A 12,848-nucleotide genomic window follows, 5' to 3' on the forward strand; every position below is an offset into this window, starting at 1 on the left:
ACCTGGTCCCCGATCCGGCCGCCCGGAGGGTCTCATCTCAGTCGCAGGGCTGCGGAGCCCGTACTGCGACCGCCCGGTCGACCAGCAGCCGGCCCTTCTCGCGGACCAACTGGTACCGGTTGTCGAGCCGGTTGCAGCTCTGGCCGAGCGCTCCGACGCTGTTCGGCGAGAACAGCACGCTGTAGTTCACCCGGGCGTTCACCGTCTCCCCCACCTGGGTCACCTCGATGATCCGGGGACCGAACAGATACGTCGTCTGGTGGTGCTCGGTGTCTTCCGCCAGGGTGAGGCTCTTGGCGAGTCGCGCCGAGTAGAGCGCCCGTAGGCCCACGAAATCGTGCCGGTTCGTGGTGGTCATGTAGGTGCCGATCAGCGTCTGTACCTCAGCCGCGAGCGGCGTGTTGGCCACGGTCAGCTCGGGCACGATCGCGGCCGACGGTCCGCGCGAGCGGACGCAGGTCCCACCGGGTTCCGGGGTGATGCCGGGTTGGCCTGTACCGGCGTACTGGCGCAGTTTTGCGAGCGGGACGATGGTGGCCTTGGGCACCGTGTCGCCGGTGATCAGGCCGACCACCCGGCCGGAGCGGTCCAGGGCGGGCCCGCCGAGTTTGGTTGCGTTGAGCACCGAGGTCAGCGGTGCCGGGTCCTTCGCCGAGCCGAGCGACAGGACGCTCAGCAGCCCGTTGGCGATGTAGGCGACGACGGCCCGGTCGGCGCCCCGCGGTGGCTCCTTCGACGCCAGCTGAGCCGTCGGGTTGGGGAGCTGGCCGATCATTCGCAGTACCGCGACGCCGTCCGCGCTGCTGCCGAGCACGTTGGCCCGGCGTACGTCACCGGTCGATGTCACCAGCGCGACGGACATCGGCTGCTTGATCGCCGAGGACGCGGTCAGTACCAGCCCGTTGTCGAGCAGTACGCCGCTGGCGATGCCGGTGCCCTCGCAGGTGGTGGCGAGGATCTTGACGACACTAGGACCGGACTTCCGGAGCACCTCGGCCGTGTCCAAGGTCAGGCTGTCCTCGCGGATCAGCCAGCCGGCGCCCGCGCCCAGGACGAGTACGAAGACGATCAGCGGGACGACGAACCGCGGCCGGAACTTCGGCGGCAACGGCGGCTGGGTGGTCACCCCTGGCAACCGCGGCGGCGGCGTCTCGATCGAGGTCAGCGGAGTCAGCACTCCGGCGGGGATGCGCCGAGGCGGCTTCGGCAGCTCACGCCTGCCGCTGTCCATCCGCTACCCCCTGATCACCCGCTCCGGCCCGTTGCGTCACTGATTGTGCCAAAGAAAAAGCCGACGCCCGGCCACCTGCGCGGCCGGGCGTCGGCGTACAGCCAAAGCGGGTCAGCGAGCGGCGCTGCCCTCGACGTAGTCGTCGTCGTGCGACTTGACCCACGCCATCAGACCGCGCAGCTCCTTGCCGACCGCCTCGATCGGGTGCTCGGCGCTCTTCTTGCGGAACTCGGCGAACTCCGGCGCGCCGGCGTCCTGGTCGGCGATGAAGCGGGCCGCGAAGGTGCCGTCGGTGATGTCGCCGAGGACCTCCTTCATCCGCTGCTTCACCGACGCGTCGATGATCCGCGGGCCGGAGACGTAGTCGCCGTACTCGGCGGTGTCGGAGACCGACCAGCGCTGCTTGGCGATGCCGCCTTCGTAGATCAGGTCGACGATCAGCTTGAGCTCGTGCAGGCACTCGAAGTACGCGACCTCGGGCTGGTAGCCGGCCTCGGTCAGCACCTCGAAGCCGGACTGGATCAGCTGCGAGACGCCACCGCAGAGGACCGCCTGCTCACCGAACAGGTCGGTCTCGGTCTCCTCGGTGAAGGTGGTCTTGATCCCGCCGGCGCGGAGGCCGCCGATGCCCTTGGCGTAGGACAGCGCGAGGTCCCAGGCCTTGCCGGACGCGTCCTGCTCGACGGCGACGAGCACCGGTACGCCGCGGCCCTCGGAGAACTCACGACGGACCAGGTGTCCCGGGCCCTTCGGCGCGACCATGAAGACGTCGACGCCGGCCGGGGGCTTGATGTAGCCGAACCGGATGTTGAAGCCGTGCCCGAAGACCAGCGCGTCGCCGTCGACCAGGTTCGGCTCGATGGCCTCCTTGTACAGCGACCGCTGCGCCGGGTCCGGGGCGAGCACGACGATCACGTCGGCCTCCTCGCACGCCTCGAACGGGGTGAGCACCCGCAGGCCCTGGGCCTCGGCCTTGGCGCGGCTCTTCGAGCCCTCCGGCAGGCCGACCCGGACGTCGACGCCGGAGTCGCGCAGCGACAGCGCGTGGGCGTGGCCCTGGCTGCCGAAGCCGAGCACGGCCACGTTGCGGCCCTGGATCACCGACAGGTCGGCGTTGTCGTCATAGAACATTTCTGCTGCCACTTGGAGCTCGTCTCCTTGATTTCTTGTGATGAGGTTTACAGCTCAGGCCTGGCGGGCGGGAGCGGGACGATGCCCGGGCGGCGGGTGCGGCACCGGGTGGGTCGGGTTGGCCGGGGCCGGCGCGCTGTTCGCAGTACCGGCCGGGCGGGCCTGCAGCGTCGGGGATCCGGACGCCACGTGTGGTGGCGGCACCGGGACCGGGCGCAGCGTGCGGTCGGAGATGGAGCGGCTGCCCCGGCCGATCGCGACCATGCCGGACTGGACCAGCTCACGGACGCCGAAGGGTTCCAGCACCCGGAGCATGGCTTCGAGCTTCTCGGGGTTACCGGTGGCCTCGATGGTGATCGCGTCCGGAGCGACGTCCACCACTTTCGCACGGAACAGCTGGACGGTCTCCAGGACCTGCCCGCGGCTGAGGGTGTCCGCCTTGACCTTCACCAGCAGCAGTTCACGCTGCACGGTGGCGGTCGGCTCGAGTTCGACGATCTTGATCACGTTGATCAGCTTGTTCAGCTGCTTGGTGATCTGCTCCAAAGGCTGCTCGTCCACGCTGACCGCGATGGTCATACGGGAAACCTCGGGGTGCTCGGTCGGGCCAACCGCGAGTGAGTCGATGTTGAATCCGCGGCGCGAGATCAGCGCGGCGACGCGGGCGAGAACACCGTGCTTGTTCTCCACCAGGATCGACAACGTGTGCTTGGACATTTACAGCTCCTCCCCGTCCCACTGCGGGGCCAGGTCGCGGGCGAACTGGATGTCGTCGTTGCTGCTGCCGGCCGCGACCATCGGCCAGACCATCGCGTCGCGGTGCACGACGAAGTCGACGACGACCGGCTGGTCGGTGACCGACATCGCCTTGTCGATGGTGGCGTCGACCGACTCCTTGTCGGAGCAGCGCAGCCCGACGCCGCCCATCGCCTCGGCCAGCTTGGCGAAGTCCGGGATCCGGGCCGAGTGCAGGTCGGTGTTGGAGTAGCGCTTGTCGTAGAACAGCGTCTGCCACTGCCGGACCATGCCCAGCGACTGGTTGTTGATCACCGCGACCTTGATCGGGATCCCCTCCAGCGCGCAGGTGACGAGCTCCTGGTTCGTCATCTGGAAGCAGCCGTCGCCGTCGATCGCCCAGACGGTCTTGTCCGGCCGGGCCACCTTGGCGCCCATCGCGGCGGGCACGGAGTACCCCATCGTGCCGAGACCACCCGAGTTCAGCCAGTGCATCGGCTTCTCGAACGGCAGGTAGTGCGCGGCCCACATCTGGTGCTGGCCGACGCCGCTGGTGTAGATCGCGTCCGGTCCGGCGATCTGGCCGATCCGCTGGATCACGTACTGCGGTGACAGGCTGCCGTCCTCCGGCTCGTCGAAACCGACCGGGTACTTCGCCCGGACCGCCTCGAGCTGCGCGCGCCAGGTCGAGTAGTCGGGGGTCTTGCCGTTGCTCGCGATCTCGCTGTTCAGCGCCGCGATCAGATCGACGACGACCTCCTTGCAGTCACCCACGATCGGCACGTCGGCATGCCGGTTCTTGCCGATCTCGGCCGGGTCGATGTCCGCGTGGATCACCTTGGCCTCGGGCGCGAACGAGCTGAGCTTGCCGGTCACCCGGTCGTCGAAGCGGGCGCCCAGACAGATCAGCAGGTCGGACCGCTGCAGCGCGCCGACGGCGGAGACCGAACCGTGCATGCCGGGCATGCCGAAGTGCAGCTCATGCGTGTCGGGCAGCGCGCCCCGGGCCATCAGCGTGGTGACGACGGGGATGCCGTGCTGCTCGGCCAGTTCCTTCAGCTCGGCGTGTGCCTTGGCACGGATCACGCCTCCGCCGACGTACAGGACCGGCTTCTCGGCGGCGGCGATCAGGCGGGCCGCCTCGCGCACCTGCTTGGGGTGCGGGCGGGTCACCGGGCGGTAGCCGGGCAGCGACAGCTCGGTCGGCCAGCGGAAGTCGACCATCGCCTGCATGGCGTCCTTGGTCACGTCGACCAGGACCGGGCCGGGACGGCCGGTGCTCGCGATGTGGAAGGCCTCGGCGATCGTACTGGCGATCTCGTTCGGGTCGTTGACCAGGAAGTTGTGCTTGGTGATCGGCATCGTGATGCCGCGGATGTCCGCCTCCTGGAAGGCGTCCGTGCCGATCGCGGCGCTGGCCACCTGGCCGGTGATCGCGACCATCGGCACCGAGTCCATGTACGCGTCGGCGATCGGCGTCACCAGGTTGGTCGCGCCCGGGCCGGAGGTCGCCATGCAGACGCCGGTCTTGCCGGTCGCCGAGGCGTAGCCCTGGGCCGCGTGGCCGGCGCCCTGCTCGTGACGTACCAGGATGTGGCGGATCTGGGTCGAGTCGAGCATCGGGTCGTACGCCGGGAGGATCGCGCCACCCGGGATGCCGAAGACGGTGTCCACACCGGCATGTTCCAGTGCGCGGATCAGAGCCTGTGCCCCGGTCAGCTGCTCACTCATGGTGCCTTCCCTTGGTCGTCACTGCTGCTTTGCTACTGCCAGACAAAAGAAAACGCCCCCTCCGCCGGGTGGGCTGAAGGGGGCGCGCTCGACTCGAAGGTCGCGTCAGTCGGCGCGCCGCACAAGTACGAGAAGAATCGATCGCATGCAGTCACCTTCGCCGACTCCTCTCGATCCGGTCAAGCCTGGCACTCATCCATCTCAGTGGATGAGATGCGTGTCTTACGTTTAAGCCAGTTTAGGAGATGCAGACAGCCCCCTGGGAGGCGGAGGTGACCAGACGCCGGTACTTCCCGAGCACGCCCCTGGTGATCGCGGGCTCTTTCGGGGTCCAGCCCTGGCGGCGTTTCTCGAGTTCTTCGGGCTCGACGTGCAGGTCGAGGGTCCGGTTCTTGACGTCCAGGGTGATCCGGTCGCCGTCGCGGACGAACGCGATCGGGCCGCCGTCGACCGCCTCGGGCGCGACGTGGCCGACGCAGAGTCCCGTCGTACCGCCGGAGAACCGTCCGTCGGTCAGCAGGAGTACGTCCTTGCCGAGACCGGCCCCCTTGATGGCGCCGGTGACGGCGAGCATCTCGCGCATCCCCGGGCCGCCCTTCGGGCCCTCGTAGCGGATCACCACGACGTCGCCGGCCTTGAGCGTTCCGTCTTCCACCGCGTCCATCGCGCCGCGCTCGCCGTCGAACACGCGCGCAGCGCCTTCGAAGACGTCCTCGTCGAAGCCGGCGCTCTTCACCACGGCGCCGTCCGGGGCCAGGCTGCCCTTGAGGATGGTGATCCCGCCGGTGCCGTGGATCGGCTTGTCCAGCGCGCGGATGATCGTGCCGTCGACGTCCGGCGGGGCGATGTCGGCGAGGTTCTCGGCCATCGTCTTGCCGGTCACGGTCAGGCAGTCGCCGTGCAGCAGGCCGGCGTCGAGCAGCGCGCGCATGACGACCGGGATGCCGCCGACGCGGTCGACATCGGTCATCACGTAGCGGCCGAACGGCTTGAGGTCGCCGAGGTGCGGGACCTTGTCGCCGACCCGGTTGAAGTCGTCGAGGGTGAGGTCGACCTCGGCCTCGCGGGCGATCGCGAGCAGGTGAAGTACGGCGTTGGTCGAACCGCCGAGCGCCATCACGACGGCGATCGCGTTCTCGAACGCCTCTTTGGTGAGGATCTGCCGTGCGGTGATCCCTTTACTGAGCAGATTGACGACCGCCTCGCCGGACCTGCGGGCGAAGCCGTCCCGGCGTCGGTCGACGGCGGGCGGCGCTGCCGAGCCGGGCAGCGACATGCCGAGCGCCTCGGCCGCGGAGGCCATCGTGTTGGCGGTGTACATGCCACCGCAGGCGCCCTCGCCCGGGCAGATCGCGCGCTCGACGGCGTCGACCTCGTCCCTCGTGATCAGACCACGCACACACGCGCCGACCGCCTCGAAGGCGTCGATGATCGTGACGTCCTTGTCGCCGAGCTTGCCGGGCATGATCGATCCGGCGTACAGGAAGACTGACGCCAGATCGAGCCGGGCGGCCGCCATCAGCATGCCCGGCAGCGACTTGTCACAGCCGGCCAGCAGTACCGATCCATCCAGCCGCTCGGCCTCCATCACCGTCTCGACCGAGTCGGCGATGATCTCGCGGCTGACCAGCGAATAGTGCATGCCGACATGGCCCATCGAGATCCCGTCGGACACGCTGATCGTGCCGAACTCGAGCGGATACCCCTGCGCCGCGTGCACGCCGTCCTTGACCGCCTTGGCGAGCCGGTCGAGCGACAGGTTGCAGGGGGTGATCTCGTTCCAGCTCGAGGCGACGCCGATCTGCGGCTTGACCCAGTCGTCGTCACCCATCCCAACAGCCCGCAACATCCCCCGCGAGGCCGTCGCCTCCAGCCCATCGGTGACCGTACGACTCCGCGGCTTGATATCAGGCGTGTTCGACATACCGCTCACTGTAAGAGCGAACCCCGAACAAGACTCCCGACCCCCTCCCCAGTACTACCCCATCTGCTTGGCAACCGCCATCGCGAAGCCGGCCACGCCTCCGGCGTACGCCCAGCGCACTCCGGTGTACGACAGCGCCGGGTTTGCGGCTTGGCGTAAAGCCCACATTCCGTAGTAAATGAATTACCAAGGGTTGCGAAGATTGGTAGCTATGTCACAGAGTGGCAGCTGTCCACTACCGACCGTGAAGGAGTTTCCATGCTTTTCAAGCTAGCTCCGGTGCTTCTGCTGACCAGCACCTTGCTGTCCACCGGCGCCGTAACGGCTGCGGCCGCACCTGCCGTCGACACCCGTACGGCGATCGTCGACGCCGCCAACGGTGAGCTCGGGCAGGGCGAGACACCGCCCGGCAGCAACTGCACCCCGTACGGTCCATGCGAGGCCTGGTGCGCGCACTTCGCCACCTGGACCTGGCGGCAGGCAGGCATCAACATCCCCAACTACGGCTTCACCGGCGACATCTACACCTGGGGCCAAGGCAAAGGCCGGGCCCACTCCACCAACACCGGCATGCAGCCCGGCGACATCGTGCTCTACGGCACCGGCCCGCAGAACACCGACACCAGCGTGCACACCGGCGTAGTAGTTGCGGTCGGCAACGGCAAGATCACCACCGTCGAAGGCAACGCCAGCAACGCGGTCCGAAAGTTCGGCCCCTTCGACCCGACCCACGCCAAAGCAGCCGGCCGCCCCGGCAACATCTATGGCTGGGTAGCCGCGCAGTAGTCCACCGGCAGCCATCCAACGTGCCTGGATGGCCGCCCGAACACTCAGCCGCCGGCGACGCTGGGGAGGATGAGGAGTTCGTCGCCATCTGACAGTAAGGTGTCGAGGGCGTTGAGGTCGCGGATGTTGTCGTTGCCGAGGAAGACGTTGACGTGACGGCGTAGAGCACCTTGGTCGTCGGTCAGGCGGCGGCGTAGAGCGGGGTGCTCGGCCTCCAGCGCGGCGAAGACCGAGGCGACGGTCGGCTCGCCGGAGACGTCGACCTCCACCCGTTCCGCTCCCCCGGCGAACGGTCTCAGAACCGTCGGGAGTTTGACCGCGACGGACATCAGCTCACCACCGCCGCGCGCACGGTCAGTACGTCGGGGAGATGACGCGCCACCTCGATCCACGAGTCCCCCGCATCGGCACTCGCGTAGACGCAGCCGTCGCGCGTACCGACGTAAACCCCGGCCGGGTCCGCCTGATCGACGCACAGTGCGTCTCGTAGTACCGGTGCATAGGACGGGACGTCAGGCAGACCGTTCGTGAGCGCCTCCCACGTCGAGCCGGCATCGCGGGAGCGATAGACCCGGCATTTCGCATCCGTCGGGATCCGGTTGCCGTCGGCAATCAACGGGAAGACGTAGACGGTCGACGGCTCGTGCGGATGCACCACGATCGGGAAGCCGAAGTCCGACGGCAGCCCGTCCGCGATCGACTTCCAGATCGCGCCACCGTCGTCGGAGCGATAGACCCCGTGATGGTTCTGTGCGAACAACCGCTCCGGTACGTCGGGATGCCCCGCAAGCTTGTGCACACACTGACCGAACTCCGGATCCGGGTCAGGCATGAAGTACGCCTTGATCCCGTGATTCGCCGGCTCCCACGACTCGCCGCCGTCCGCGGTCTGGTAGACCCCGCCCGTCGACATCGCGACGCTCATCCGTTGTGGATCGGTCGGATGCGGCAGCACGGTATGAATCGCCTGACCGCCGAACCCGGCGCCCCAGTCCTTGCGATGCGGGTGATCCCAGAGCCCGCGCACCAGCTCGAACCGGACGCCGCCGTCGGTCGACCTCCACAACGAGGACGGTTGCGCACCGGCGTACACGACTCCCGGTTGGTCCCCCGGCGCCGGCTGGATCTGCCAGACGCGCTCGAGCGACGCGTCCTCGCCCGCCGGGAACCCGATCGACCCCTCCGGCGGCTCGTCCCAGCTCTGCCCGAGGTCATCGGAGTGGAAAACGGCTGGTCCCCAGTGCTCGCTGGTGCCGCCCGCGAAGAGCCGCGGCCGATCGCCGCGCGTGTCGATGCCGACCGAGTAGATCCCTTGCATCTCGAACATCGGCCCGTCGAGCGTCCACTTGCGGCGCTCGGTGTCGCTGCGGCCGATCCACAGGCCCTTCTTGGTACCGATCAGCAGTACGGTCTCGGACATCGTCGTCCATCTCCATCGGTCTGCGCGGCGGCCCGCGCGGTCGGTCAGCGCGGCGGTGGCAGCCGCGCAACGGTTCAGGTCAGCGCGGCGGCCCCGCGACGACGTTGATCAGCGGTACGCCGGTGACGTACCGCTCGAGTTGAGCGCGTACGAGCCGGGCGACGCGTGGCGCGAAGGCCGTCGAAGCGCCTCCACGATGAGGGTTGATCAGGATGTTCGGCGCCGACCAGAGCGGGTGTCCGGCGGGCAACGGCTCGGGATCGGTCACGTCGACGGCGGCACTGATCCGCTCGGTGGCCAGCTCGGCGAGCAACGCGTCCGTGTCGACCACGACGCCGCGAGCGACGTTGACCAGCAGAGCCCCGTCCTTGAGCTGCGCGAGGAACTTGGCGTCGACCATCCCACGCGTCTCGTCGGTCGCCGGCGTCAGCAGCACCACGACGTCCGCACGCGGCAGCAGCTCGGGCAGATCCGTGATCGGGTGGACCCCCTCGCGGCCCCGTCGCGCGACCCGGGTGATGTCGCACTCGAACCCGTCCAGCCGCCGCTCCAGCGCCTCTCCGATCGAGCCGTAGCCGAGGATCAGCACCGTCCGATCGGCGAGCGAGTCGTCCAGCTCCTGATACGACGACGGCCACTCGCCGTGCTCCTGGTTCCTCACCGCCCGCGCCAACCGCCGGTACGACGCCAGGATCAGCCCGACCGCCAGCTCAGCCGTCGACGCGTCGTGCACGCCCCGCGCGTTGCACAAGGTGACGCCGTCGCGCAGATGCGGCAGCAGGTTCTCGAATCCCGCCGTCTGGGTCTGGATGACCTTCAGCGCAGGCATCGCGGCGACGACCTCGATCACCTCGGACGAGCCCATGTAGCTCGGCACGTAGAACTCGACAGCATCCAGCGCCGGCGGCTCGCCACCGGCGTAGTACTGCGTTTCGACGCCCGCAGGCAGCCCTCCGAGGAACCCGTCCGGGTCCTCCCACGGCAGCAACGCCTTCACCAATTCACCCATGCCCGGCAACCTACTCGCTCCCTCCGACAAGCCGAACCGGCTCGTCCTCCGCCCGCAACGTCGGAGCCGATGCCCGAGTCTCGACATCCCGCTCCCGCACTCCTCCTAGTAGACAGGACCACTGCACTGAGTGGTCCCAAAGTGCACTCTCGGTGTACCGCGGGTGCACTGAGAATTCCGTGCCGAGGACGTTTTGGAGTCGTACTCTGAACAGGTGCCTACGACATCGGATCTGGCCTCGACTCTCGATCACGATCAGGCCGTAGGGCGGCTGCGGTCGTCCTACCAGCGCATCCCGGCGGGAGCTCCGGTCCGCCTCGCAAAGCGCAGCTCCAACCTGTTCAGGCCCAGAACGACGCTGGAGACACCTGGCCTCGACGTCTCCGGGCTGACCGGGGTGATCTCGGTCGATCCGGCCGGCCGCACCGCCGACGTCCAGGGCATGTGCACCTACGAGGACCTGGTCGCCGCGACCCTCCCCCATGGCCTGGTGCCGATGGTGGTCCCCCAGTTGCGCACGATCACGCTCGGTGGCGCCGTGACCGGTCTCGGCATCGAGTCCTCGTCGTACCGGGCCGGTCTCCCGCACGAGTCGGTGCTCGAGATGGACATCCTCACCGGCGCCGGTGAGATCGTCACCGCGCGCCCGGACGGCGAGCACGCCGACCTGTTCCGCACCTTTCCCAACTCCTACGGCTCCCTCGGGTACGCGACGCGCCTGCGGATCGAGCTCGACCGCATCTCGCCGTACGTCGCTCTGCGGCACGTCCGGCTCGGCCTGGACGAGCTCGGCCCGGCCATCGATTCGATCGTTGCCGACGGCACGTATGCGGGCCAGCCGGTGGACTTCATCGACGGCGTCGCGTTCAGCCCCGACGAGGCGTACCTGACGCTGGGGCGAAACAGCGACACCGCCGTACAGGTGAGTGACTACACCGGCCAGCAGATCTTCTACCGGTCGATCCAGCAACGGTCGACCGATGCGCTGACCGCTCACGACTACCTGTGGCGCTGGGACACCGACTGGTTCTGGTGCTCGGCGGCGTTCGGCGCGCAGAACCCTTATATCCGGCGGATCTGGCCACGCCGGCTGCGGCGCAGCGACGTCTACCACAAGATCATCGGCCTCGAGAACCGCCACCAAGTTGCCGCCCGCATCAATCGCCAGCGCGGCAACCCCGACCGCGAGCGGGTCGTCCAGGACGTCGAGATCCCGGCGTCGCGACTAGCCGGCTTCCTGCGCTGGTTCGACGCCGAGGTGGGGATGCGACCGGTCTGGCTGTGCCCGCTGCGCCTGCGCGGCTCGTCGTCCTGGCCGCTGTATCCGCTCGAGCCAGCCGAGACCTACGTCAACGTGGGCTTCTGGGGCACCGTCGCGATCGCCCCGGGTGCCGCTGACGGCGACGTGAACCGTCGGATCGAGGCGGCCGTCGCCGAGTTCGACGGCCACAAGTCCTTGTACTCCGACGCGTACTACGACCGAGAGACCTTCGACCGGCTCTACAACGTACCGGCCCTCACGCTGGTGAAAGAACGCTACGACCCCGACGCCCGGCTCACCGGGCTCTACGAGAAGGCGGTGACGCGCCGATGACGGCAACGATCCCGACGCAGGTTTCGATCGCAGGAGCGCTCACGGCGGTGGCACCGGACGGACTCCCGTTCCGCTTCACCGCGTACGACGGCAGCGCGACCGGCCCCGAGGACTCCCCGATCCACATGCACCTGGCCACCGAGCGCGGCCTGTCGTATGTGCTGACGGCTCCCGGTGACCTCGGACTCGTTCGCGCCTACGTACAAGGCGATCTGGAGATCGAGGGCATCCATCCGGGCAACCCGTACGACCTGATGAAGATGATGCTCAACCAGGTCCACTTCGAGCGCCCGACCCCGTCGGAGGCGCTCCGCATCGTCCGCGGCCTCGGCTGGAGCCACCTCAAACCGCCGCCCCCGCCACCGCAGGAGCACCTGCCCAAGTGGCGCCGCACCTTCGAGGGCCTCCGCCACTCGAAGAGCCGCGACAAGGCCGCGATCCACCACCACTACGACGTCTCGAACACCTTCTACGAGTACATCCTCGGCCCCTCGATGACGTACACCTGCGCCGTCTACCCCACCGCCGACGCCACCCTGGAAGAAGCCCAGTTCGAAAAGTACGACCTGGTAGCCCGCAAGCTGGACCTCAAACCAGGCCAACGACTCCTGGACGTAGGTTGCGGCTGGGGCGGCATGGTCCGCCACGCAGCCCGCGAGTACGGCGTGAAGACCCTAGGCGTAACCCTCTCCGCCGCCCAAGCCGAGTGGGCCCAAGCCGCCATCAAACGAGAAGGCCTCGAGGACCTGGCCGAAGTCCGCTTCTCCGACTACCGAGACGTCACCGAAACCAACTTCGACGCCATCTCCTCAATCGGCCTCACCGAACACATAGGCGTCCGCAACTACCCGTCGTACTTCGGCTTCTTGCTAGACCACCTAAAGCCCGGCGGCCGCCTCCTGAACCACTCCATCACCCGCCCAGACAACCGCTTCCGCCCCACCGGCGCCTTCATAGACCGCTACATCTTCCCCGACGGCGAGTTGATCGGCTCCGGCCGCATCATCGCCGACGCCCAAGACGCCGGCTTCGAAGTCCGCCACGAAGAAAACCTCCGAGAGCACTACGCCCTGACCCTCAACGCCTGGTCCAACAACCTGGTAGCTCACTGGGACGAAGCCGTAGCCGAAGTCGGCTACCCCACCGCCAAAGTCTGGGGCCTCTACCTAGCGGCTTGCCAGGTGGGCTTCGAACGCAACAACACCCAACTCCACCAAGTACTAGCCGTAAAACTGGACGACCAGGCAAACGCCCACTTCCCCCTCCGCCCTACCTGGGGCAGCTAAG

General features: G+C 68.0%; 11 protein-coding genes. 3 read left to right on the top strand and 8 right to left on the bottom strand.

What is annotated here, in order from left to right:
- Window positions 1-37 precede the first annotated feature (37 nt).
- From ABD116_RS00810 to ilvD, 5 genes are all read right to left on the bottom strand, one after another.
- Window positions 38-1,231, bottom strand: coding sequence for a S1 family peptidase (locus tag ABD116_RS00810; RefSeq protein ID WP_343963675.1), 1,194 nt, complete (start codon window positions 1,229-1,231; stop codon window positions 38-40).
- Between the two features lie 111 nt (window positions 1,232-1,342).
- Window positions 1,343-2,362 (bottom strand): ketol-acid reductoisomerase, encoded by a 1,020-nt coding sequence (gene ilvC, locus ABD116_RS00815; RefSeq protein WP_343964223.1) that lies wholly within the window; start codon window positions 2,360-2,362, stop codon window positions 1,343-1,345.
- Window positions 2,363-2,416: 54 nt separating this feature from the next.
- The gene (ilvN, locus tag ABD116_RS00820; protein ID WP_425552032.1) at window positions 2,417-3,079 is read right to left on the bottom strand and encodes an acetolactate synthase small subunit; all 663 of its coding nucleotides are present in this window, start codon (window positions 3,077-3,079) and stop codon (window positions 2,417-2,419) included.
- Window positions 3,080-4,828, bottom strand: coding sequence for an acetolactate synthase large subunit (locus ABD116_RS00825; protein WP_343963677.1), 1,749 nt, complete (start codon window positions 4,826-4,828; stop codon window positions 3,080-3,082).
- Between the two features lie 238 nt (window positions 4,829-5,066).
- A complete protein-coding gene (gene ilvD, locus ABD116_RS00830) occupies window positions 5,067-6,752 on the bottom strand; it encodes a dihydroxy-acid dehydratase (RefSeq protein WP_343963679.1) in 1,686 nt (561 codons plus the stop codon).
- Between the two features lie 258 nt (window positions 6,753-7,010).
- Here ilvD and ABD116_RS00835 point away from each other — a divergent pair, with 258 nt between their 5' ends.
- Window positions 7,011-7,538: a CHAP domain-containing protein gene (locus ABD116_RS00835; RefSeq protein ID WP_343963681.1), complete on the top strand. Its 528-nt coding sequence runs from the start codon at window positions 7,011-7,013 to the stop codon at window positions 7,536-7,538.
- A 44-nt stretch (window positions 7,539-7,582) separates the two neighbouring features.
- Here the strand turns inward: ABD116_RS00835 and ABD116_RS00840 are convergent, their stop codons facing one another.
- The 3 genes from ABD116_RS00840 to ABD116_RS00850 all read right to left on the bottom strand — a co-directional run bounded on the left by ABD116_RS00840 (window position 7,583) and on the right by ABD116_RS00850 (window position 9,967).
- Entirely contained in the window at window positions 7,583-7,867 is a 285-nt protein-coding gene (locus ABD116_RS00840) for a ubiquitin-like small modifier protein 1 (RefSeq protein WP_343963683.1), read from the bottom strand.
- Window positions 7,867-8,958 (bottom strand): WD40/YVTN/BNR-like repeat-containing protein, encoded by a 1,092-nt coding sequence (locus ABD116_RS00845; protein ID WP_343963685.1) that lies wholly within the window; start codon window positions 8,956-8,958, stop codon window positions 7,867-7,869. The genes ABD116_RS00840 and ABD116_RS00845 overlap by 1 nt, the downstream gene beginning before the upstream one ends.
- Window positions 8,959-9,037: 79 nt before the next feature.
- A complete protein-coding gene (locus ABD116_RS00850) occupies window positions 9,038-9,967 on the bottom strand; it encodes a 2-hydroxyacid dehydrogenase (protein WP_343963687.1) in 930 nt (309 codons plus the stop codon).
- A gap of 214 nt (window positions 9,968-10,181) precedes the next feature.
- Here ABD116_RS00850 and ABD116_RS00855 point away from each other — a divergent pair, with 214 nt between their 5' ends.
- Both ABD116_RS00855 and ABD116_RS00860 read left to right on the top strand, forming a co-directional pair.
- On the top strand, window positions 10,182-11,561 hold the full coding sequence (locus tag ABD116_RS00855; protein ID WP_343963689.1) for an FAD-binding oxidoreductase: 1,380 nt from the start codon (window positions 10,182-10,184) through the stop codon (window positions 11,559-11,561).
- On the top strand, window positions 11,558-12,847 hold the full coding sequence (locus tag ABD116_RS00860; protein WP_343963691.1) for a class I SAM-dependent methyltransferase: 1,290 nt from the start codon (window positions 11,558-11,560) through the stop codon (window positions 12,845-12,847). The genes ABD116_RS00855 and ABD116_RS00860 overlap by 4 nt, the downstream gene beginning before the upstream one ends.
- Window position 12,848 lies beyond the last annotated feature (1 nt).

Source organism: Kribbella koreensis (assembly GCF_039525325.1).
Classification (GTDB): domain Bacteria; phylum Actinomycetota; class Actinomycetes; order Propionibacteriales; family Kribbellaceae; genus Kribbella; species Kribbella koreensis.